At 63.1% G+C, this 21,496-nt stretch carries 21 protein-coding genes and 1 tRNA gene; 10 read left to right on the top strand and 12 right to left on the bottom strand.

The features are described from left to right. Positions 1-138 precede the first annotated feature (138 nt). From glcF to AC0KW6_RS12920, 3 genes are read right to left on the bottom strand one after another with little or no spacing between them, the layout of a single operon-like run. The gene (gene glcF / locus AC0KW6_RS12930) at positions 139-1,461 is read right to left on the bottom strand and encodes a glycolate oxidase subunit GlcF (protein WP_323776103.1); all 1,323 of its coding nucleotides are present in this window, start codon (positions 1,459-1,461) and stop codon (positions 139-141) included. A gap of 3 nt (positions 1,462-1,464) precedes the next feature. Continuing rightward, positions 1,465-2,571: an FAD-binding protein gene (locus AC0KW6_RS12925; protein ID WP_474035072.1), complete on the bottom strand. Its 1,107-nt coding sequence runs from the start codon at positions 2,569-2,571 to the stop codon at positions 1,465-1,467. Positions 2,572-2,610: 39 nt separating this feature from the next. After that, positions 2,611-4,059, bottom strand: coding sequence for an FAD-linked oxidase C-terminal domain-containing protein (locus AC0KW6_RS12920; RefSeq protein WP_323776105.1), 1,449 nt, complete (start codon positions 4,057-4,059; stop codon positions 2,611-2,613). Positions 4,060-4,153: 94 nt separating this feature from the next. Between AC0KW6_RS12920 and AC0KW6_RS12915 the strand changes: the two genes are divergently transcribed. Together AC0KW6_RS12915 and AC0KW6_RS12910 are read left to right on the top strand one after the other, a co-directional pair. Continuing rightward, the gene (locus tag AC0KW6_RS12915) at positions 4,154-4,876 is read left to right on the top strand and encodes a DUF599 domain-containing protein (RefSeq protein ID WP_323776106.1); all 723 of its coding nucleotides are present in this window, start codon (positions 4,154-4,156) and stop codon (positions 4,874-4,876) included. 35 nt (positions 4,877-4,911) lie between these two features. Then, positions 4,912-5,268, top strand: a complete 357-nt coding sequence (locus tag AC0KW6_RS12910; protein WP_474035071.1) for a hypothetical protein — start codon at positions 4,912-4,914, stop codon at positions 5,266-5,268. 53 nt (positions 5,269-5,321) lie between these two features. On the opposite strand, the gene rlmH is transcribed toward AC0KW6_RS12910, so the two are convergent. From rlmH to AC0KW6_RS12895, 3 genes are all read right to left on the bottom strand, one after another. Next, complete coding sequence (gene rlmH / locus AC0KW6_RS12905; RefSeq protein WP_323776108.1) at positions 5,322-5,792, bottom strand: 23S rRNA (pseudouridine(1915)-N(3))-methyltransferase RlmH; 471 nt, start codon at positions 5,790-5,792, stop codon at positions 5,322-5,324. A 62-nt stretch (positions 5,793-5,854) separates the two neighbouring features. Next, the gene (rsfS, locus tag AC0KW6_RS12900; RefSeq protein WP_474035070.1) at positions 5,855-6,235 is read right to left on the bottom strand and encodes a ribosome silencing factor; all 381 of its coding nucleotides are present in this window, start codon (positions 6,233-6,235) and stop codon (positions 5,855-5,857) included. Positions 6,236-6,402: 167 nt separating this feature from the next. Then, positions 6,403-7,779: a mechanosensitive ion channel family protein gene (locus tag AC0KW6_RS12895; RefSeq protein ID WP_323776129.1), complete on the bottom strand. Its 1,377-nt coding sequence runs from the start codon at positions 7,777-7,779 to the stop codon at positions 6,403-6,405. A gap of 174 nt (positions 7,780-7,953) precedes the next feature. On the opposite strand from AC0KW6_RS12895, the gene AC0KW6_RS12890 reads away from it, so the two are divergent. The 8 genes from AC0KW6_RS12890 to AC0KW6_RS12855 all read left to right on the top strand — a co-directional run bounded on the left by AC0KW6_RS12890 (position 7,954) and on the right by AC0KW6_RS12855 (position 14,792). Then, a complete protein-coding gene (locus AC0KW6_RS12890; RefSeq protein WP_245602898.1) occupies positions 7,954-8,052 on the top strand; it encodes an isopropylmalate isomerase in 99 nt (32 codons plus the stop codon). 53 nt (positions 8,053-8,105) lie between these two features. Then, the gene (gene leuC / locus AC0KW6_RS12885) at positions 8,106-9,509 is read left to right on the top strand and encodes a 3-isopropylmalate dehydratase large subunit (protein WP_323776110.1); all 1,404 of its coding nucleotides are present in this window, start codon (positions 8,106-8,108) and stop codon (positions 9,507-9,509) included. A gap of 71 nt (positions 9,510-9,580) precedes the next feature. Then, on the top strand, positions 9,581-10,369 hold the full coding sequence (locus AC0KW6_RS12880) for a glycosyltransferase family 32 protein (RefSeq protein WP_323776111.1): 789 nt from the start codon (positions 9,581-9,583) through the stop codon (positions 10,367-10,369). Between the two features lie 84 nt (positions 10,370-10,453). Then, the gene (leuD, locus tag AC0KW6_RS12875) at positions 10,454-11,059 is read left to right on the top strand and encodes a 3-isopropylmalate dehydratase small subunit (protein ID WP_474035069.1); all 606 of its coding nucleotides are present in this window, start codon (positions 10,454-10,456) and stop codon (positions 11,057-11,059) included. Positions 11,060-11,432: 373 nt separating this feature from the next. Then, a complete protein-coding gene (locus tag AC0KW6_RS12870) occupies positions 11,433-12,269 on the top strand; it encodes a hypothetical protein (protein ID WP_474035068.1) in 837 nt (278 codons plus the stop codon). Then, complete coding sequence (locus AC0KW6_RS12865) at positions 12,266-13,309, top strand: endonuclease/exonuclease/phosphatase family protein (protein ID WP_474035067.1); 1,044 nt, start codon at positions 12,266-12,268, stop codon at positions 13,307-13,309. Before AC0KW6_RS12870 ends, AC0KW6_RS12865 begins: the two co-directional genes overlap by 4 nt. 119 nt (positions 13,310-13,428) lie before the next feature. Beyond that, the gene (gene leuB, locus AC0KW6_RS12860; protein ID WP_323776115.1) at positions 13,429-14,532 is read left to right on the top strand and encodes a 3-isopropylmalate dehydrogenase; all 1,104 of its coding nucleotides are present in this window, start codon (positions 13,429-13,431) and stop codon (positions 14,530-14,532) included. A 183-nt stretch (positions 14,533-14,715) separates the two neighbouring features. Next, a tRNA-Pro gene (locus tag AC0KW6_RS12855) sits at positions 14,716-14,792 on the top strand. Positions 14,793-14,862: 70 nt separating this feature from the next. Here the strand turns inward: AC0KW6_RS12855 and AC0KW6_RS12850 are convergent. The 6 genes from AC0KW6_RS12850 to AC0KW6_RS12825 all read right to left on the bottom strand — a co-directional run bounded on the left by AC0KW6_RS12850 (position 14,863) and on the right by AC0KW6_RS12825 (position 21,473). Next, positions 14,863-15,783 (bottom strand): LysR family transcriptional regulator, encoded by a 921-nt coding sequence (locus AC0KW6_RS12850; protein WP_323776116.1) that lies wholly within the window; start codon positions 15,781-15,783, stop codon positions 14,863-14,865. 14 nt (positions 15,784-15,797) lie between these two features. Continuing rightward, positions 15,798-16,841: an ABC transporter ATP-binding protein gene (locus AC0KW6_RS12845; RefSeq protein WP_323776117.1), complete on the bottom strand. Its 1,044-nt coding sequence runs from the start codon at positions 16,839-16,841 to the stop codon at positions 15,798-15,800. Then, positions 16,838-17,833: an ABC transporter ATP-binding protein gene (locus AC0KW6_RS12840; protein ID WP_323776118.1), complete on the bottom strand. Its 996-nt coding sequence runs from the start codon at positions 17,831-17,833 to the stop codon at positions 16,838-16,840. Before AC0KW6_RS12840 ends, AC0KW6_RS12845 begins: the two co-directional genes overlap by 4 nt. Positions 17,834-17,837: 4 nt before the next feature. Then, on the bottom strand, positions 17,838-18,788 hold the full coding sequence (locus AC0KW6_RS12835) for an ABC transporter permease (protein ID WP_323776119.1): 951 nt from the start codon (positions 18,786-18,788) through the stop codon (positions 17,838-17,840). Beyond that, positions 18,785-19,765: an ABC transporter permease gene (locus AC0KW6_RS12830; protein ID WP_474035066.1), complete on the bottom strand. Its 981-nt coding sequence runs from the start codon at positions 19,763-19,765 to the stop codon at positions 18,785-18,787. The genes AC0KW6_RS12835 and AC0KW6_RS12830 overlap by 4 nt, the downstream gene beginning before the upstream one ends. Before the next feature lie 145 nt (positions 19,766-19,910). After that, entirely contained in the window at positions 19,911-21,473 is a 1,563-nt protein-coding gene (locus tag AC0KW6_RS12825; protein WP_323776121.1) for an ABC transporter substrate-binding protein, read from the bottom strand. Between the last annotated feature and the right edge of the window lie 23 nt (positions 21,474-21,496).

Here is a 21,496-nt window from a genome sequence, read left to right as displayed (position 1 = left end):
AGCACAGCTGCCAGAACCGCCAGTATCCACTGCCTCACATGACTCTCCTCTGGTCCACAGGTTGGGAGATTACGGGTCCGTTCAGGCAAAATTAGGGCAAATGCAAGCTTTGTGCAGCCAGATTCTTTGGCCACGGCATCAGCGCAGGACCGGCACCTCGGGCGTTTGCTTGCCCGGGGCGGTCAGCGCGGGCGGCTGCGGACCGCCGGCAGCCCAGTCCAAAAGCTCCACCGTGTGCACGATAGGCAGTTCTGTGCCGGACCCGATCTGCATCATGCAGCCGATATTGCCCGCGGCGATCAGATCGGGCTGCCTGGCCTCCAGCGTTTTCACCTTGCGCACCTTCAGTTCGGCCGAAATCTTTGGCTGCATCAGGTTGTAGGTGCCGGCGGATCCGCAGCAGAGATGGCTGTCGGCGGGTTCCACCACCGTGAAACCGGCGCGTTTCAGCAGCGTCTTGGGGTGGGTCTTGATCTGCTGGCCATGCTGCAGCGAACAGGCCGCGTGATAAGCCACCGTCAGCCCGTTGTCCGCGCCCTCGGGCAGCTCCAGCTGCATCAGGAGTTCAGAAATATCCATGGTGCGTTCCGACACCCGCGCCGCATCCGCCGCCAGTGCGTCATTACGGAACATATGGCCGTAATCCTTGACCGTGGTGCCGCAGCCGGAGGTATTGATGACAATGGCGTCCAGCCCCTGCCCGTCCATCTCGGCCGTCCAGGCGCGGATATTTATCGCAGCAGTGGCATGGCTTTCCGCTTCGCGCCCCATGTGATGGGTCAGCGCGCCGCAGCAGCCCGCACCCTTGGCCACCACCACCTCGCAGCCCAGCCGGGTCAGCAGGCGGATGGTGGCATCGTTGATATCGGTGTTCAGCGCCTTTTGCGCGCAGCCAGTCATCAGCGCCACGCGTTTCTTGCGGGGTGCTGAAGGAGCAAAGCTTTGCGGATCGTCGTTGCGGCTGACCGGCGGGATTGTTTCCGGTGCCATATCCAGCATCGCGCGCAGCCGCGCGTCCGGTATCAGCCCCCTAAAGGGCTTGGCGAGTTTCGCCGCCAGCAGCGCCAGGCGGAACCGGCCCGGATAGGGCAGGATCCGGGCCAGCAGCCAGCGCAGGGCGCGGTCGCTCCAGGGACGGTCATAGTGTTTTTCGATATAGGCGCGGGCATGGTCGACCAGATGCATGTAATGCACGCCCGAGGGGCAGGTGGTCATGCAGGCCAGGCACGACAGGCAGCGGTCGATATGCTTGACGGTCCTGGCATCCGGCACGCGCTCGTTTTCCAGCATGTCCTTGATCAGGTAGATGCGGCCGCGGGGGCTGTCCAGCTCGTCTCCCAGCACCTGGTACGTCGGGCAGGTCGCCGTGCAGAACCCGCAGTGGACACAGGACCGCAGGATTTCGTTGGCCCGCGCCGTGCCGGGATCCTGCAGCTGTTTTTCGGTAAAAGTCGTCTGCATGTTTTATCCCATCAAGCCTGCGTTCAGAATGCCGCGCGGGTCGAACTGCTGCCGCAGCCCCGCAGAGAGCGCTGCCAGGGGCCCCGGCTGCGGCTGGAACACGCCAAGCCGCGCGCGGGTATCGGCGCCGGCCCGCACCAGGGTCGCATGGCCCGGCACATTGATCCGCGGCCGCAGATCGGTGCCCGCTGGCAGCAGCGCCCAGATCAGCCCGCCACCCCAGTCGAACTGCAGCGCCTCGGCCTGCAGCCGCGGTGCCAGCGCAACGGCATCGGAGGGTTTCACCGAAATCCGCCAAATGTCCCCCGCCCGCCCCTGAAAGGCGGCGGCATCGCGGATGCCCCGCCACAGAGCGGCGCTCTCGTCTTCGATCCGGGGACTGCCAAAGCCGGCCAATTCCGATACCAGTCTGCGGCATCGGTAGGCCGCTGAGTCTGCGAACCCCTCGACCCGGATATAGGCGGTTTGCTTCTCCGGGTCATAGGCTGCACCGGTCACGTCATAGGGGGACCCCAAAGCCGCGGACATCGCAGCCACCGCGGCACCCAAATCAGCGCCCTCAATGGCAACTGTTGCTGCGGCCTCTGCCACCGGCAGCACCTTCAGCGAGACCTCGCTCAGCACTCCCAGGGTGCCATGGGCGCCGCACATCAGTTTCACCAGGTCATAGCCGGTGACATTCTTCATCACCCGGCCGCCGTTCTTGACAATCTGTCCTGTGCCATCCGCAAACCGCACCCCCAGCAGGTGATCCCGCGCGGCCCCCGCCTGGATACGCCGGGGACCGGAGACACCTGCGGCAATGACCCCGCCAATGGTCGGCTCGCCCTCGGTGCCCAGCAGCACGCGGTGATCCATCGGCTCAAAGGCCAGCCGCTGGTTTTCCGCGGCCAGCAGCGCCTCAACCTCGGCCACCGGCGTGCCCGCCCTGACCACCAGCGTCAGCGCACCCGGTTCATAGAGTTCGACTCCGGACAGGCCTCTGCTGCTCAGGACTTCACCGTCAATGGCCAGCCCGCGGGTGCCGCCGCCCTGGATGCACAGCGGACCGCTTGCTCCTGCCAGCATTTCGGCCAGTTCGGCCTCGCTCTGAGGTGTCAGCATTTTCATCTTTCCAAAAGCACTCTGGGGTTTGGGGCCAAACCCCGATTATTCAGCCGCCAATGCCGCCGCCCGGCGGCCCTCGCTCACCGCTAGCGGAAACACCTTGGCCGGGTTCAGCAGCCACCTGGGGTCAAACACATCCTTGACCTTCAGCTGCGCCTCAAGGTCCGCGGCGCTGTATTGGTGCAGCATCAGGTCGCGTTTTTCGATCCCGACCCCGTGCTCGCCCGTCAAGCAGCCGCCGGCCTCGACACAGAGCTTCAGAATCTCCGCCCCGAACGCCTCGCAGGTTTCCAGATCGCCGGGCTTATTGGCATCAAACAGGATCAGCGGGTGCATGTTGCCGTCACCGGCATGGAACACATTGGCCACGTCCAGCCCGAATTCCTGGCTCATTTCCCCAATGCGGCGCAGCACAAACGGCAGCGAGGACACCGGGATCGTGCCATCGAGACACATGTAGTCGTTGATCTGCCCCATCGCGCCAAAGGCCGATTTGCGGCCCAGCCAGATGCGGCCGGCCTCTTCCGCATCGCCGGCCTCGCGCAGCTCTACCGGATTGTGGGACCGGGCGATTTCAATGATCAGCCCCAACTGATGGTCGATTTCCGCGGGACTGCCCTCCACCTCGACGATCAGCAGCGCCTCGCACATCGGATAGCCGGCCTTGGCAAAGGCCTCGCAGGCCTCGATGCAGGGGCGGTCCATGAATTCGATCGCCACCGGCAAGACACCTGCCTTGATGATATCCGAGACACAGGCGCCGGCCACCTCGTTGCTGTCATAGCCGATCAGCACCGGCCGGGCGCCTTCGGGCTTGCGCAGGATCCGCAGGGTCGCCTCGGTCACCACGCCCAGCTGGCCTTCGCTGCCGCAGATCACGCCAAGCAGATCCAGCCCCCCGGCGTCCAGATGCGCACCGCCGATCTCCACCACGGTGCCGTCCATCATCACCAGGGTGACGCCCAGCAGGTTGTTCGTCGTCACGCCATACTTGAGGCAATGCGCCCCGCCCGAGTTCATCGCGATATTGCCGGCGATGGCACAGGCCAGCTGCGAGGACGGGTCCGGCGCATAGAAGAAGTCCGCTTCCTCCACCGCGCCGGAAATACTCAGGTTGGTGCGCCCGGTCTGCACCCGGATGATGCGGTTGCCGTAATCCGTTTCCAGCACCGCGTTCATCCGAGCCACACCAAGGATCACACAATCCGCTGTCGGCAGCGCCCCGCCCGCCAGCGAGGTGCCTGCGCCGCGCGGCACCACCGGCACGCCTTCTTCATGGCAGATGCGCAGGATGTCCGAGACCTCCTGCGTGCTCCGCGGCAGCACCGCCAGCAGCGGCGGGCATCTATAGGCCGTCAGCGCGTCGCATTCATAGGCCCGGGTCTCGGCCTCGTCCTGGATCACCGCATCATCAGGCAGCACCGCCAGAAGCCGCTCGGCAAGCCGCGCCTTGCGGGCCAGAATGGCGGGATTCGGGGGTGGCATCTCCATGGCGCTCTCCTATTTGGTAAAATAATATTACCAATCCTCGCCGTCTGACAAGAGACGGATTGCCGCGCCCGGATCAGCCCCCTAGTGTCGGGCCATGATCTGGACCACCCGCCTTGCGCAATTCTCGCTGCTCGACCCCGCCGCGCTCGCCCTGCTGATTGCCGGCTGGCTGTGGATCGGCTGGCGGATCGAGAACCCGCCTGCGGGGCGGCCTTCGGTGTCCTGGCTGATGGCGGATTTCCGGCGCGACTGGATGAAACAGATGGTGGAGCGCGATCCGCGGATCTTTGATGCGCAGCTGGCAGGAAATCTGCGTCAGGCGACTGCTTTCTTCGCCTCTGCCACGATGATTGCAATTGGCGGCGGGCTGGCGCTTATCGGCAATACCGAGCAGCTGGCCGGCGTGGCGGAAGACCTGATCCAGGACAGGGCACCAGCCTTTGTCTGGGAGGTTAAGATCCTGGTGGTGCTGCTGTTTCTGTCAAATGCGTTTTTGAAATTTGTCTGGTCGCACCGGCTGTTCGGCTATTGCTCGGTGCTGATGGCAGCGGTGCCAAACGACCGCACCGCCGCTCTGGCCTATCCCCGCGCCGCGCAGGCGGCAGAGATCAGCATCACCGCCGCGCGCAGCTTTAACCGCGGCATGCGGGCGACGTATTTTTCTCTGGCCGCTGTGGCCTGGCTTGCCGGCGCGCTGCCGCTGGCAGGAACCGCGCTGATCACCGTTGCGGTGCTGTACCGGCGGGAATTTGCCTCGCACTCCCGCACGATCCTGCTGCGGATTCCGCCAGTCAGCAAGGGAGACACAGTTCCGTGACTGCCGCTTCGCATATGCAAGGCAAAGGCGGCGCCATGAGACATCTGTTTCTGCCCCTCGTGCTAAGCGCTGCAGCCCTGCCCGCATGGGCGGCGGAGCCAATGATAGAAGCGGCCGCTGCCCGCCGGTCCGGCGGCGGCTGGAGCGTCAGCGTGACCCTCTCCCACCCCGACACCGGCTGGGAGCATTTTGCCGATGGCTGGCGGGTGCTGGACATGGCGGGAAACGAGCTGGGCCTGCGTGTGCTGGCGCATCCGCATGAGCACGAACAGCCCTTCACCCGGTCGCTCAGCGGCGTGCAGATCCCGGAGGGCACCGCGCAGGTGCAGATCCAGGCCCGCTGCCAGATCGACGGCTGGAGCGAGAGCACTTACGCCCTCAGCCTGCCGTGAGTTCATCTTTCTGAAAAATACTCGCGCCTCAGGCAAGCGCCTGCAAAGCGCCTTTACACCCTGTGATACGGGCTGCCCGCCAGGATGGTCGCGGCCCGGTAGATCTGCTCGGCCAGCATCACCCGCACCAGCATATGCGGCCAGACCATCTTGCCGAAGGAGATCGAGAAGTCCGCCTCGGCCCGAAGCGCGGGATCTATTCCGTCCGCCCCGCCAATGATCAGTGCCAGATCCTGGCGGCCGCTGTCGCGCCAGTCAGCCAGCTTGTCCGCGAAATCCGGCGAGGAGATCACTTTGCCGCGCTCGTCCAGGGTGCAGATCACCGCGCCCTTGGGCAATGCCTTGCGCAGCAGTGCCGCTTCAGCCGCCATGCCGCCGTTTTTCTTGTCTTCGATCTCCAATACCTGCACAGGCCCCAGCCCCAGCGCACGGCCGGTCCGGTCGAACCGGGCAAGGTAGTCGTCGATAAGGGATTTTTCAGGGCCGGACCTCAGACGGCCGGCCGCACAGATATGCAGACGCATGAAATTCCTGAAGCAATCCGGCCCGCACCGGTTGCGCGGGCCTGCATCCATTCAGCCTTGGTTCAGTCCTCGGCCGCCTGGGTTGCCGGAGCTGCCGCGGCGCTTGCGGGCATCCACATCTTCTCGAGCTGGTAGAACTCGCGCACTTCCGGACGGAAGATATGGACAATCACATCACCGGTGTCGATCAGCACCCAGTCGCCGGTATCCTTGCCCTCGACCTTGCAGCCGACCTGGAACTCCTGTTTGAGCCGGTCGGTCAGCTTTTCAGCCATGGCGGCAACCTGGCGGGTGGAGCGGCCGGAAGCCACCACCATGTAATCGCCAATCGCCGTCTTGCCGCGCAGATCGATCTGCACAACGTCTTCGGCTTTGTCATCGCTGAGTGAGGAGAGAATCCGCTCCAGCAGCTGTTCGCTGGTGGGCTGGGACTGGGCGGCCATCACGGCTGCCCCAGTAGCAGCGGCATCCGCCGCTTGAGGTACGGGTGACAGGACATAGTCCTCCTTACAACGCGCCGCCAAGCCCCGGCGCCGGGCCTATTATCAATGTAGCAAGCAGGCGATAAAATTTCAATGAAACCCCGCCCCGGCGCTGCAAAGCCTGTGCTTTATCCGTCATTCTCTGCAGGTGCAACCCTGACCGGCAGCGGGTCGTTCAGCATCCGCACTTCGCGCTGCGGGAACGGAATCGAGATGCCCTCGGCCTGGAACGCATCCCACAGCGCCAGATAGACATTGCCGCGGATATTGGTGAGACCGCCGGTGGGATCGTCGATCCAGAATCTGAGAACATAATCAACGCTGCTGTCGCCAAATCCGGTGACGTGGCAGACCGGCCTGCGGTCGCCCGCCTGCAGGACGCGGGCAACGCTTACGGCCGCCTCGACCGCGATTTCGCGCACCTTGTGCGGATCGTCGCCGTAACCGGTGCCGAAGGTCAGATCCAGCCGCACAAATTTGTTCGAATGCGACCAGTTCACCACCTGCGAGGTGATCAGATCCTCGTTCGGAATCAGATACTCCCGCCCGTCGCGCGTCACCACCGAGACATAGCGGGCGCCCAGCGCGTTGATCCAGCCGAAGGTATCGCCAAGCGAGATCACGTCGCCCGGCTTGATTGATTTATCCAGCAGGATAATCAGCCCCGACACCAGATTCGACACCACCTTTTGCAGGCCGAAGCCAAGACCCACACCGATGGCACCGGACAGCACTGCCAGCCCGGTCAGGTCGATGCCGATCGCCTTGAGGCCAATAAAGAAGGCGCCGCCAAACAGCAGGATCTGCGCCATCTTGGCGCCCAGCACCTGCATCGAGGGGGATATATCAGTGTTGCTGCGGATGCGGTTGGCCGCCACCGAAGAAATCACCCGCGCCAGCGTCAGCATCACCCCGAGGATGACCGCCGCCTGCACCACCAGATACAGCGAGATCCTCAGGTCGCCGAATTCGATGGCAATGGCGTCCAGCAGCGCGGTTGCCTCCGCCGTGACGCCAAGGATACGCAGGGTAATCCAGATCCAGGCACCGTATCTGACCAAATTCCGCAGCAGCGGATTACCGACCAGCCTGGTGGCGAAGGCCACGATCAGCCAGGCCAGCGACAGGTTTGCGATCACCGCCAGCAGCTGTGAGCGGCTGGGCCATGTGGCCTCCCGCATGACCAGAACAACCACCCAGATCAGCAGCACAAACAGGATACCGCGGATCCGCTTGTGCAGCACCAGCCCCGCCCGCATCCGCCAGCGCGGCCAGCCCTCGCGCTGGCGCAGCCAGTCATGGAACGCCCCGGCCACGGGCCGCGCGATGAGCGCAGCCAGCACAAACAGCGCCAGCGCGATCCCGGCCTGATAAGCGTTCCAGGGCCTCAGCAGCAGTCCGGTGCCCTCTGCCGCCAGCTCCCATATCCGCTGGCCGAATTCCAGCGCCTCGGCAGTGCTTTCCGCCAGCGCGTCCTTGGGTTGGGTCTGCTCTTCCGGCTCCATCACGCCCCCTTTTTCCGGCAGTGTGCCGTCCTGCCCGGTTTCGATCAAGCAGAGACAAGGGCGCGGCCCGGCGTGCCGCCGGGTGGTATGGCAGCTTGATGCCTCTGCCGCCTGCCTTTCTCCGGGCTTAGAACGAATCTTGATTGCCGGCTCTTGCGGATGTATCTGACAGCCATGACCCTCGTATTGGCGCAAAAGATCGAACTGCAAGACCGCGCACGGCTGCGCGAACGGTTCTATGGCGCCGCCCGCACGGTCCTGGCGCGCCTATAAGGCCGTTGCCCAGCCCAAAGCCAGCATACCCAAATACATACGGGAGTGGACCCATGTCCCCCAAGACACTCTATGACAAAATCTGGGATGCGCATGTTGCGCATGAAGCCGAGGACGGCACCAGCCTGCTCTATATCGACCGCCACCTGGTCCACGAAGTGACCAGCCCGCAGGCCTTCGAAGGCTTGCGTATGGCCGGCCGCGGCGTGCATGCGCCGGATAAAACCATCGCGGTGCCGGACCACAACGTGCCGACCACACTGGATCGTGCCAAGGGCATCGAAAACGAGGAAAGCCGGATTCAGGTCGAAGCGCTCGACAAGAACGCCCGCGAATTCGGCGTGCATTACTACCCGGTGGATGACGTGCGCCAGGGCATCGTGCATATCGTCGGCCCCGAGCAGGGCTGGACCCTGCCCGGCATGACCGTGGTCTGCGGCGACAGCCACACCGCCACACATGGCGCCTTCGGGGCGCTGGCGCATGGCATCGGAACCTCCGAAGTGGAACACGTGCTGGCCACCCAGACGCTGATCCAGAAGAAGTCCAAAAACATGAAGGTGGAGATCACCGGCAAGCTGAAGCCGGGCGTCACCGCCAAGGACATCACCCTGGCCGTGATCGGCGAGACCGGCACAGCCGGCGGCACCGGCTATGTCATCGAATACTGCGGCGAGGCGATCCGTGATCTGTCGATGGAAGGCCGCATGACCGTCTGCAACATGGCGATCGAAGGCGGTGCCCGTGCCGGCCTGATCGCGCCGGATGAGACCACATTCGAATATGTCAAAGGCCGCCCGCATGCCCCCAAGGGCGCCCAGTGGGAAGCCGCGCTGACCTGGTGGAAGACGCTGTTTACCGACGAAGGCGCCCATTTCGACAAGGTAGTCACCCTGAAAGGCGAAGACATCCAGCCGGTTGTGACCTGGGGCACCAGCCCCGAGGACGTGCTGCCGATCACCGGTGTCGTGCCTTCCCCTGATGATTTCACCGGCGGCAAAGTTGACGCCGCACGCCGCTCGATCGAATACATGGGCCTCACCCCCGGCCAGAAACTGACCGATATCGAGATCGACACCGTGTTCATCGGCTCCTGCACCAACGGCCGCATCGAGGACCTGCGCGCCGTAGCCGAGGTTGTGAAGGGCAAGAAGATCAAGGACGGCATGCGGGCGATGATCGTGCCCGGATCCGGCCTGGTCCGTGCCCAGGCTGAGGAAGAAGGCCTGGCCGAAATCTTTGAGGCCGCCGGTTTCGAGTGGCGCCTTGCAGGCTGCTCCATGTGCCTGGCTATGAACCCCGACCAGCTGGCCCCAGGGGAGCGTTGCGCCGCGACCTCGAACCGGAATTTCGAGGGCCGTCAGGGCTATAAGGGCCGCACCCATCTGGTGTCCCCGGCCATGGCTGCCGCCGCCGCGCTGACCGGCAGACTGACGGATGTGCGTGAGCTGATCTGATGGTTGCCGCCGGAGCAAATACGGCGCAACCGGATTTGCTGCCGGTGGGAACGGTCTGGGTTGGACCGCAGATGAATTGGATCGGCCGGATGTCCCTGCAGTCGTTTCTGCACCGGGGCCATCCGGTCACTCTGTTCTGCACGGAAGACATGGAAGACCCGCAGATCGAGGGGCTTGAGCTGGTATCAGCCCGCGAGATCTGGGACTATCCGGAAAAACTCTTGGACCGGGTCAGCCCGACTGTGTTTTCCGACTTCTTCCGGCTGCGCATGATCCGGGATGCAGGCATGATTTGGGCCGATACGGATGTCTTCTGTTACCGCCCTTTCATACCCAAGGATGGATACCTGGCCGGCTATGAACATAGCGGCATGATCAACAACGCAGTGCTGCATTTGCCCGAGAATTCCGCCTCGTTGAACGAACTGATCGACCTGTTTTCCGATCCTTCCTATGTCCCGGAATGGCTGCGTCCTGCGGTACAGCGCACAGCACAGGAATTCGGCAAAGGGCGCAGGCTGTACGAGGCCTGCAAACTGATGCCGACCGCTTCCGGCCCGCGTGCGCTGACACATATGCTGCCCAAGCATGGCGAAGACATACACGCCTTGCCCCAGGAGGCACTGAACCCGCTGCCGTGGTCCTTTGCGGATGCCTACTTCAACCCGAAAGGCGGAGTTGAGGGATGGCTGAGCGAAGACACCAGGGCGATCCATCTCTATTCCTCGCGTATTCGCGCCTTCCACAAAAGGGTCCGGCCGCTTCGGGGGAGCTTTGTTGCAGACTTCGCAGAGCAGATTGGCTTTGACCTTGATGCCTGCGGCTTGACCGCCAACAGCAACGAACCCCCTTTGGAATGAAATTCAGGGGCCGCACGGCCCTGGCACTTAAAAACCTGAACCCGGCAGACTTCCCGCACACGGGTTCGCACAAGGAGAATGGCAATGGAAAAATTCCAGAAACTGCAGGGCATCGCCGCCCCGATGCCGCTGGTCAACATCGACACCGACATGATCATCCCGAAGGTGTTCCTGAAATCCATTCAGCGCACCGGCTTCGGCAAGAACCTGTTCGACGAGATGCGCTATAACCGCGACGGCACCGAGATCGAGGATTTCGTGCTGAACAAACCGCAGTACCGCAAGGCCGAGATCCTGGTGGCGGGCGACAACTTCGGCTGCGGCTCCTCGCGCGAGCACGCACCGTGGGCGATTGCCGATTTCGGCATCAAATGCATCATCTCGACATCCTTCGCCGACATTTTCTTCAACAACAGCTTCAAGAACGGCATCCTGCCGATCGTGCTGCCGCAGGCGCAGATCGACATTCTGATGGCCGACGCGGAAAAGGGCGAAAACGCCCGCATGACCGTGGATCTGGAAGCGCAGGAGATCACCACCTCGGACGGCGAAGTGATCCCCTTTGAGGTGGATGCCTTCAAGAAGCACTGCCTGCTGAACGGTCTGGACGATATCGGCCTGACCATGGAAAAAGCGGACTCGATCAAGACGTTTGAGGACAAGGCCGCGCAGGAGCGTCCCTGGGTCTGATCCCGGCGTTTCAGCTGCAGAACGATTACGGGCCGCCCTCCCCCGGGCGGCCCTTGCTTTTCACCCGACGGAGTCGCGCCGCATTTCCGCCGCAATTCGGCGCGGGCGCCCGCATTGTGTGCCCGGCGCTTTCAGCCACAGCATCTGGTAGGCGCCACCAACCCTCTCATTTCTCATCAAAACTCTGATGCAATCCCGCACCAGTCCCGCGGTGAAAGTGGCCCTGTTCCGCCTGCCGGCCCTTGAGCGGAAAGCCGCTGCCCGGCAACAATGGGGCAAAAATGAGGCAGAGCGTCCCGGGCCGTCCCCGGGGGGCTTCAAGTCCGGACCCAGAGGCGAAAACGCCCGCGCCGGTTTGAAGGGAATGAAAGACGTGTTTGCACGCATCACAGGCGCGGCGTTCCGCGGCATATTGGTGGCTATGCTGTTTGCCATGCCGACGCTGATCCTGCCGGCATCCGCCACCGAGTCGCCGGAAATCGTCCTGTTCATCGCGCTCTTGGGCTCGGCCCTGGCCTTCACCGAATATTATTCGCATTTTCCCAGCATCGTGGAATTCCGCAATGCGCCGCCGATCAACCGGATGCGCTTTGCCGCCAGTGCTGCGTCTGTCGGCGCATTGAGCCTGCTGGCGGCGCATCCACTGGAGCCGACCGGGCTGACGGCACTGGTCCACCGTCTGGGCAGTTCCCTGGGCGGGCAGCTGGATTTTGCTTATTCGCCGGTGCAGCTGACCGTGCTGATGCTGCCGCCCCAGGTGTCCGAAGCCACTGTGGTGATGGTCCGCAATGCAGCCGGCCTGGCCAGTACAGCAGCAGGCGCCGCGATTACCGTCTTTGCGCTGGTGATCCGCGTCGGCCATTGGCCTGTCGGCAGCGGCGCCTTCAATGTCTGGGTGAACCTGCCGCTGTTCGACCCCACCACCGGCGGCGATGTGGTGCAGCGGCTTCAGCGGGACGCGCGGGTCAATATCATTGCCGGCGTGCTGCTGCCCTTTGCCCTGCCCGCCGCGGTCAAGATGGCCTCGGGCCTGGTCGATCCCGGAATCCTGGCGGCCCCCCATATGCTGATCTGGGTGATCAGCGCCTGGGCGCTGGTGCCTGCGTCAATGATCATGCGCGGCATGGCAATGCAACGCATTGCCGGGCTGATCATGCATAAACGGCGCACCGCCGGCAACGCCGCGGATGAGGCCCTGCAAACCGCATGAGACGGCTGGCGGCGGGTCTTCTTCTGATCCTTGCCGCCGGGGCAGGCCAGGCCGGCACTCTGCGCGTCGCCACTTTCAACACCGAACTTTCGCGGGACGGACCCGGCCTGCTGTTGCGCGATATTGAACGCGGCGGTGATCCGCAAATTGCCGCGGTGGTGGAGGTGATCTCCGCCGCACAGCCGGATGTGCTGGTGCTGCAAGGGGTGGATTGGGATTACGAAGGCCGCAGCCTTGCCGCCCTGGCCGGGCTGCTGGCAGAGGCCGGCGCCGCCTATCCTTACAGCGTTTCCCTGCAGCCCAATGCCGGGCTGCCGCCCCCGGCCTTGCTGGACATGGATGGCGATGGCAAGACCGGCGGGCCGCGTGACAATCAGGGCTATGGCCGGTTCCGCGGCCAAGGCGGCATGGCGCTTTTGTCGCGGCTGCCGGTTGACCGCAACGGGATCCGCGACTTCTCGGCCCTGCTGTGGCGGGACCTGCCCGGCGCGCTGCTTCCCAAGCACCCGGACGGCCGCCCGTTTCCGTCCGGCGAGGTGCAGGCCGTGCAGCGTCTGTCTTCTACCGCGCATTGGCTGGTGCCGCTGCAATTGCCCGGCGGCAAGCGGCTGAACGTGATGGCATTTCACGCCGCCCCGCCGGTGTTTGACGGGCCGGAAGACCGCAACGGGCGGCGCAACCGCGATGAAATCCGCCTGTGGCAGCTGCTGCTGAATAGCCGCCTGGGCCCCGCCCCCCAAGCGCCCTTTGTGATTGCTGGCGATGCCAACCTCGACCCGGATCAAGGGGAAGGCCGCAAGGACGCAATCCGCAGCCTGCTGGACGATCCCCGGCTGCAGGATCCGCAGCCGCTCAGCCCTCAAGCCGGAAGCGCAACCGTGGAATGGCAGGGTGCCGGGCGGATGCGGGTGGATTATGTGCTGCCCTCTGCCGGGCTGGCCGTGACCGGCAGCGGTGTTGTCTGGCCGGATGCGCCGGACGCAGCGGCGGCCCTTGCCAGCCGCCATCGGCTGGTCTGGGCGGATATCGCGCTGAACTAGGGCCTGCACCCGGCCCAGGCTGCGCAAATCCCCATCACCCCCCTTTAATTTCAGGGCCTATTATTGACCCTGCCCCGCTGTCCCGCTACGCCCTTGCCAGCTGTTTAAGGAGGATCCCCATGCCCAACCCATCGATTCTGATTCTGCCCGGTGACGGGATCGGCCCCGAAGTCATGGCCGAGGTGCGCAAGATCATCTCCTGGTTCGGCGACAAACGCGGCCTGCAGTTCGATGTGAGCGAGGATCTGGTCGGCGGCGCGGCCTATGACAAGCACGGCAAGCCGCTGGCGGATGAAACCATGGCCAAGGCGCAGAACGCCGATGCGGTGCTGCTGGGCGCCGTCGGCGGCCCGGCTTATGACGGTCTGGATTTCTCGGTAAAGCCCGAACGCGGCCTGCTGCGCCTGCGCAAGGAAATGGATCTCTATTCCAACCTGCGCCCGGCTCAGTGCTTTGACGCCCTGGCGGATTTCTCCTCGCTGAAGAAGGACATCGTCGCAGGTCTCGATATCATGATCGTGCGCGAGCTGACCTCGGGTGTCTACTTCGGCGAGCCGCGCGGCATCTTCGAAGAGGGCAACGAGCGCGTCGGCATCAACACCCAGCGCTACACCGAGAGCGAGATCGAACGCGCCGCACGGTCAGCGTTTGAACTGGCAATGCGCCGGGGCAAGAAGGTCTGCTCGATGGAGAAGGCCAATGTGATGGAATCCGGCATCCTGTGGCGCGAAGTGGTGACCCGGGTCTCGGCTGACTACCCCGAGGTGGAGCTGTCGCATATGTATGCCGACAACGGTGCGATGCAGCTGGTGCGCGCACCCAAGCAGTTCGACGTGATCCTGACCGACAACCTGTTCGGCGACATCCTGTCCGACTGCGCCGCGATGCTGACCGGCAGCCTGGGCATGCTGCCCTCCGCAAGCCTGGGCGCACCGATGGCAAACGGCCGCCCCAAGGCTCTGTACGAGCCGGTGCACGGCTCTGCCCCCGACATCGCGGGCCAGGGCAAGGCCAACCCGATCGCCTGCATCCTCAGCTTTGCCATGGCGCTGCGCTACAGCTTCGACCAGGGCTCCGAGGCCGACCGCCTGGAAGCGGCGGTTGAAAAAGTTCTGGCCGACGGCGTGCGCACGGCAGACCTGCTGGGCGAGGACGGCGTTGAGCCGGTTTCGACCAGCCAAATGGGCGATGCCGTGCTTGCCGCCCTGGAGGCAAGCCTCTGATTCTGAGGCCGGTCCATACAATGTTCAAAGCCCCGCCTGACTGTCAGCGCGGGGCTTTTTTGTTCCTCCGCGTGGCCGCGCCGCCCCTCGCCGCAACGGCAAAAAGAATTCCTGAAAACCGCAGCTTTCTACGGAATCGCCCTTGTCAAACCCCGCCCCCTGAGCTATTCCGCCCTCCACGGTCGGAGCGTAGCTCAGCCTGGTAGAGCACTGTCTTCGGGAGGCAGGGGCCGGAGGTTCGAATCCTCTCGCTCCGACCAATAAAACAAGGCGCCTTCGGGCGTCTTTTTTTGTTTTGAACCGGTGCTCAATGCTTCCGGGAAATGAGGATCAAGCCGTCTCCAGCGCGGCCATCCTCAGCTTGTTCCACAGCACATCCAGCGTCGGTTTGGTGCTGCGCGGATCGCGGTAAAGGCGGATTTCCAGATCGGTGGCCAGGCGGTCGTCAACCACCGCAAAGCGCCCCTGTTTGATTTCCTCGCGGCACAGGCTCAGCGGCAGCCAGCCCATGCCAAACCCCTCCTGAATCATCGCCTTGACGCTGTTGGCCAGCGCGTTCTGGTTGACCACAAAAACCTTCTGTCCGGGCAACAGCTGCGCCAGCGCAAATTCCTGAACCGACCGGAGCGCCGAGACCGCACCGTAGGACAGTAGCGGCACCGCGTCCTTTCCGGCCTTGGGAAAGGAAAATTCAGGCGCCCCGTCCGAAGTTGTCCGGGACACTGGCACATAATGATCGGTGGACAGGGTCAGATGCTCGAAATTGGCAACCTCCAGCGGCCCGAGGAAATCCATTGACGGATGCCAGTAGGTCAGGATCACGTCGCAATAGCCCTGCTGCAGCGCGCTGACGAACTGATCTGCTGCCCAGGAGGTGGAATTGAGGTCGGTATCCACCCCGCCTTCGCTGGCCAAAGGCGCGATAAGCGTCTTGTAATGCGTCATGTAAAGCGACTGCGAAGCGGCAAAGCGGATCACATTTTCACCCGCCGCATCAATCGTCTGGCAGCGCTCGATGGTTTCCTCGTAGGTGCGCAGCATGATGCGGGACTGCGACAGGAATACCTCGCCTGCCGGGGTCAGCGTCAGCGGCAGGGTTTCGCGGTTGATCAGCCGCACGCCGATCTCATTCTCCAGCGCCCGGATACGGCGGGAGAAGGCCGGCTGGCTGACATTGCGCTCTTCGGCCGCGCGCGAGAAATTCTTGCACGCGACCAAAGCCTCGAAATCCTTGAGCCAGATGATGTCCAACTGGGTGTCCCGTCTTAACCGGCGGCCACCGCATCCAGCCTGTCCTCCTGGACAGCATGGCAGGCGACAAGGCTGCCATCGGGCTGGTGAATGGCTTTTGGCTGTTCACTCTTGCATCGTGCGTCCGCAAAGGCGCAGCGGCTTTGGAAGGGACAGCCTTGCGGCAGATTGATCGGCGTCGGGATCTCGCCCTTGAGGCGGATATGGTTCGGCCGGTCATCCTTCAGCTGCGGCACTGCGGACAGCAAGGCCCGAGTATAGGGATGTTTGGGGTTGGAGAACAGCGTTGCCGTGTCCGCAACTTCGCAAACCGACCCCAGGTAAAGCACCGCCACGCGGGTGCCGAAGTGCTCTACCACGCTCAGATCGTGGGTGATGAACAGATAGGTGAGACCGCGGCTTTCCTTGGCCTCCAGCATCAGGTTCAGCACCTGCGCCTGGATCGATACGTCCAGCGCGCTGATCGGCTCATCGGCGATGACGAATTCAGGGTCCACTGTCAGGGCGCGGGCAATGGCAATCCGCTGGCGCTGGCCGCCGGAAAACTCGTGCGGATAGCGTTTGGCCCAGCTGGGATCGACACCAACTGACAGCATCACCTCGGTGACCTTGTCGCGCACCTCCGCTGCCGAGGCGGCGGGAAAGTGGTGGCGCACAGGTTCCTCCAGCGCCTGACGGATGGTCATGCGCGGGTTGAGCGAGGCGTAGGGGTTCTGAAAGATCATCTGGATCTTCTTGCGCAGGGGCTGCATGCCGCTGCGCGGCAAATTGTCGATCCGCTGGCCTTCGTAATGGATTTCGCCTGCGGTGGGGGTCAGCAGACCGGCCACCAGCCGCGCCACTGTCGACTTGCCGCAGCCCGACTCGCCAACCACACAGAGCGCCTCGCCGCGGCCGACATTAAGCGAGACATTGTTCACCGCATGGACCGAGCGGGTTTCCCGCACGATCTTGCCCTGCTTGAACTTGAGGGTTTCCAGAAAGCCCTGATCCAGGTCGAACTGCTTTGCCAGATTCCTGATTTCCAGCAGCGGGCGGTCTGTCTTTGCATCCTTCATGCCCGTATCTCCTTAAGGTCTTCATCGCTATGCAGGCGCTGCACCTCGTGGCAGGCCACTGCGACCTCGCCGTATTGCACGATGTCCGGCACCCGGCTGCGGCACAGGTCGGTGGCGTATTTGCAGCGCGGGTTGAAGGCGCAGCCCTGGGGGATGCTGGCCAGGCCCGGCATATTTCCGGGGATCTGCTTCAACCGCTGGCCGGGCACGGTCTGCTGCGGCAGCGCGTTGATCAGCCCCTGGGTATACGGGTGCTGCGGGTCGTTGATGATTTCCCGCGTGCGCCCCGCCTCAATGATGCGGCCGGCATACATCACCAGCGTGCGCTCGGTCATCTGGCTGACCACGCCGAGGTCGTGGGTGATCAGGATCAGCCCCACCTGGTTCGACTGGCACAGCTCCAGCATCAGCTCCATGATATCGGCCTGAATGGTCACATCCAGCGCCGTCGTGGGTTCATCCGCGATGATCAGCTGCGGATCGAGCAAGAGCGCAATCGCGATGATGATCCGCTGCCGCATGCCGCCCGACAGCTCGTGCGGGTATTGCTCCAGACGTTCCTCCGGAGAGGGGATATAGACCTCGCGCAGCTTGACGATGGCAATCTGGCGCGCTTCCTCGCGGCTCAGCTTGCGGTGTGCCAACAGGGTCTCAACCATCTGCTGACCGATGGTCAGCACCGGGTTCAGGGTCACCATCGGATCCTGAAAGATCATCGCCATGCGGTTGCCGCGCAGGTTGCGCAGGCGCTTGTCGCTCATCTTGACGACATCTTCGCCCTCGAATTCAATCTGGCCGCTGTCGATGTAACCGGGGCGGCTGAGCAGGTTCATCAGCGAAAACCCGGTGATCGACTTGCCGGCGCCGCTTTCGCCGACAATGCCCAGGCGTTCGCCCTTGGCCAGGTCAAAGGAGATGCCGTTAAGGGCAGTGACCGTCTGGTCGCGCATCGCAAATTTCACGGTCAGGTCGCGAACGGATAGAAGGCTCATCGCGTTACCCCTTGTACAGTTTCGGGTTCAGAACATCGCGCATCCAGTCGCCCAGCAGGTTGATGACCAGCACCAGCACCACCAGCACCACGCCGGGAATGGCGGTAATCCACCAGCTGCCCGAGAAGATATAGTCGAAGCCCGAGGAGATCAGCGAGCCCAGCGACGGCTGGCTCGGCGGCATGCCGAGGCCAAGGAAGCTGAGCGAAGCTTCGGAGATGATCGCATTGGCAACCTGCACGGTAGAGATCACGAAAATCGGCGACAGCGAGTTCGGCAGGATGTGCCGCACCATGATCCGCATCGGGCCGAAACCCAGAACGCGGGCGCTGTCGACATATTCCTTCTTCTTCTCGGCCAGCACGGTGGCGCGCACGGTCCGGGCGTATTGCGGCCATTCCGCCACGCCGATCACCGCGATCAGGAACACTACGGCATAGCGGTTGAAAGTGTCTGAACCGAACATCGCCTGTGTGACGGCCAGAAAGATGATCGCCACCATCAGGGTGGAGAACGACAGCTGGATATCGGCCAGCCGCATCAGCAAGCTGTCCAGGCGGCCGCCGACATAGCCGGCCAGCAGCCCGATGGAGATGCCCAGGAAGGCCTGCAGTGCCACCGCGCAGATGCCGATCAGCAGCGACAGGCGGGTGCCGTACAGGATCGTGGACCACAGGTCCCTGCCTTGGTCGTCGGTGCCCAGCACAAACTCCGGCAGCGAGCCGCTCACCCAGGCCGGCGGGTATTCGGAGTTCATGATATCCATCTGCGCCGGATCATAGGGATCATAGGGCGCGATCACAGGTGCCAGAAAGGCGGCGCCGGCAATCAGCAGGAAGATGATCATGCTGACCACCGCGACCGGATTGCGGCGGAAGCTGTAACCCATGTTGGAATTCCAGGCCTTGGCCCAGCGCGACGGATCGGACTTCGGGGAAAGCATTTCGGTGCTCATGCGCCCATCCTCGCAATATTCACGGTCGGGTTCACCAGGCCATAGATCAGGTCGACAATGGTGTTGGTGACCACAAAGATGAAACCGACAACAATCAGGTAGGCCACGATCAGCGGGGTATCGACGCGGTTCACCGCCTCAAGGAACATGAACCCCATGCCCGGCCACTGGAACACGGTCTCGGTCAGGATGGTATAGGCCACCATGGTGCCGATCTGCACGCCGCCCACGGTGATCACCGGCAAAAGCGTATTTTTCAAAGCATGCACGAAATAGATCCGCCAGGGATTGATGCCCTTGGCCTTGGCGTATTTCACGTATTCGGACTGCAGAACTTCCATCATCTCGGCCCGGATCAGGCGGACAAACAGCGGCAGCATGATCGACGCCAGCGCAAAGGAGGGCAGAATGATGTGCATCCAGCCGTCGGCGGTGGCAAAATTGGTCTGCCAATAGCCCCAAACCTGCACAGTATCGCCGCGCCCGTAAGAGGGGAACCAGCCGTATTCGACGGAGAACACAAAGATCATCAGGATGGCGGTCAGGAACACCGGGATCGAAATGCCGATGATCGACAGGCCCATGATGATGCGGCTGATGATGCTGTCCGGCTTGATCGCGGTATAGACGCCCAGCGGCACCGAGAAGCCGATGATGATCAGCGTCGCGCCGAACACCAGCTCCAGCGTGGCGGGCAGCTTCTTCAGGATCACGTCCAGCGCCGGCTCCTTGAAGAAATAGGAGGTGCCCAGATCGCCCTGCAGCGCATTGCCGGCGAACCGCAGGTATTGGGTCACGAAGCTGTCGTTCAGCCCCAGCTCATCGCGCAGCTGCTGGCGCACTTCTTCCGAGACCGACTGCCCGACCAGCTCGCGCAGCGGGTCGCCCAGGTTGCCCTGGATGGCGAAGGCAATCAGCGAGATGACGAACATCACGGCAATCGCCTGAATCACTCGCTTGGCGAGATAGGCAAACATCTTCCTGACCTTTGTAGAGTTTGGTTACAGCGCAGGCCGCAATCTCCAAGGAACTGCGGATCCTGCAAATTCAGCCTTGGCGGCCGTTTGTTATTTCTGCGGCCCGGGCCGGCCGGGGGAGACCGGCCCGGGTCTGTTCAGTGGCTCAGCTGCCGGTTTCGACAACCAGGTCACCGAAGTAGGGGAAGTTCAGCGCGTTCACGATCTCTGCCGCGTTCATGCCGGACTTGGCACCCCAGGCCAGGTTCTGCCAGTGCAGCGGGATGAAGGCCGCCTCTTCGTACAGGATGCCTTCCAGCTTCTGCAGCAGCTCCGCACGCTTGGCCGGATCGGTTTCCGCGTTGGCCTGGTTCATCAGCGTGTCGGCTTCCTCGTTGCAGTAGTTGCCGGAGTTATACTGGCCGTTGCCGGTTGCCTCATCCGGGCAGGCGGACAGGAACTGGTGGAAGTTGGCCGAATCTTCGGTGTCCGCGTGCCAGCCGATCATCATCATGTCCGCCGCGCGCTCGTCGAACGCCGGCCAGTACTGCGCCTTGGGCATGGTCTGCAGGTCAACCTTGATGTTGATCTGCGCCAGCATCGAAGCCACCGCCTGGGCGATCTTGTCGTCGTTCACATAGCGGTTGTTCGGCGCCATCATGGTGATCGAAAAGCCGTCGGCATAGCCTGCCTCGGCCATCAGCGCCTTGGCTTTTTCCAGGTCAAAGCGCGGTGCGAAACCCTCGCTGTAACCCAGATAGCCGGTCGGGCTGGCCTGGCCGGCCACCGTGCCGAAACCGCGCATGATGCGGTCAACAATGCCTGCGTTGTTCACCGCATAGTCGATCGCCTTGCGGACGCGGGCGTCCTTGAAAGCCTCGACGCGGTCCTGGTTCATCTGGAAAGTGATAATCCGGGTGCCGGGCATGGTGATCAGGTCCACGCCTTCCGCTTCCTCGACACGCTTCAGGTCGGTCGGCGGCACCGGCGCGATGAAGTCCACGTCACCGGACAGCAGGGCGGCCACGCGGGTCGGGTCTTCCTTGATCGGGGACAGAACGATCTTGTCGACATTGCCGCCGCTTTCGCTGTCCCAGTAATCGGCATAGCGGTCGAACACCACGCGCACGCCCTGCTCACGCTCGGAGACGATGAAGGGGCCGGTGCCGGAGACATTGCGCGAGGCAAAGCTGTCGCCGTGCTTGACCACTTCGGCCTTGTCCTTGCCGTCCGCGGTGGTGCCGGAATAGAAGGCGCTGTCCATCGGGAAGATGTAGGTCGCGGTGTGCAAGACCAGCGGATAAGGCTCCGAGGTCTTGAGGTCGAAAGTCATGTCATCCACGACTTCCACATCGGTGAAGGGGGCGAAAATGCCCTTGAAATCGTCACTTTGCTTGAGCCGGTCAAAGGTCCAGTCGACGTCATTCGCAGTCAGCGGGTTGCCGCTGTGGAAGGTGACGCCGCTGCGCAGCTTGAAACGCATGGTGGTGCCATCGATCTGCTCCCAGCTTTCAGCCAGGCGCGGTTCGAACTGCAGGTCCTGGGTCCAGCGCACCAGCGGGTCAAAGACCATATGCGACAGCTGCAGCGTGCCGCCGGACAGCTGTTCATGCGGATCCAATGAAACCGGGTCAGCGTCATAGGCAACGCGCACTGTGGTCTCGGCATAGGCAACCGGTGCCATCGCCACCACCGCAGCCGCCGCCAGGCTTCTGACAAATTTCGTCATTAGGCATACTCCCCTGTGATTAT

This window comes from Leisingera sp. SA215 (assembly GCF_055902035.1).
The sequence above is the reverse complement of the archived record's forward strand: the minus strand, read 5'-3'. Positions and strand labels throughout refer to the sequence as shown.